Origin of the sequence: Paracoccus sp. S-4012, from assembly GCF_009674885.1 — a bacterium.
GTDB lineage: Bacteria > Pseudomonadota > Alphaproteobacteria > Rhodobacterales > Rhodobacteraceae > Paracoccus.
Genome location: NZ_WKKA01000049.1, coordinates 1 through 872 on the forward strand (window position 1 = coordinate 1; position 872 = coordinate 872).

The following is an 872-nucleotide window of genomic DNA, read 5'->3' on the forward strand; positions in this document are numbered from 1 at the left end:
GCCAGCACCTGCCCGCGCTCGACGCCGTCGCGGTCGATGCCGCGCAGCAGCGCGCCGATGTTGTCGCCGGCCTCGCCGCGGTCGAGCAGCTTGCGGAACATCTCGACGCCGGTGCAGATCGTCTTCTTCGTCGGGCGGATGCCCACGATCTCGAGCTCGTCACCCACGTTCACCGCGCCGCGCTCGACCCGGCCGGTGACCACGGTGCCGCGGCCCGAGATCGAGAACACGTCCTCGATCGGCATCAGGAACGGCAGGTCCACGGCCCGCTCGGGCGTCGGGATGTATTCGTCCACCGCGGCCATCAGCGCGCGGATCGAGTCCTCGCCGATCTCCTTGTCGCGGCCCTCGAGCGCGGCCAGCGCCGAGCCCTTGACGATCGGGATGTCGTCGCCGGGATATTCGTAGGAGGACAGCAGCTCGCGCACCTCCATCTCGACCAGCTCCAGCAGCTCCTCGTCATCCACCTGGTCGACCTTGTTGAGGTAGACCACCATGAACGGGATGCCGACCTGGCGGCCGAGCAGGATGTGCTCGCGGGTCTGCGGCATCGGGCCGTCGGCGGCGTTCACCACGAGGATCGCGCCGTCCATCTGCGCCGCGCCGGTGATCATGTTCTTGACGTAGTCGGCGTGGCCGGGGCAGTCGACATGGGCGTAGTGCCGGGTCGGGGTCTCGTATTCCACATGCGTGGTCGAGATGGTGATGCCGCGCGCCTTCTCCTCGGGGGCGTTGTCGATCTGGTCGTAGCCCTTGAAGTCGCCGAAATACTTCGTGATCGCCGCCGTCAGCGTCGTCTTGCCGTGGTCAACGTGACCGATCGTGCCGATGTTCACATGCGGCTTCGTGCGTTCGAACTTTGCTTTCGCCAT

General features: G+C 66.9%; 1 protein-coding gene. It reads right to left on the bottom strand.

Translation table 11 applies throughout. The features are described 5' to 3' along the window. Positions 1-872: elongation factor Tu (gene tuf / locus GI374_RS18765; protein WP_154338501.1), on the bottom strand; the 872-nt coding region annotated here is incomplete at both ends.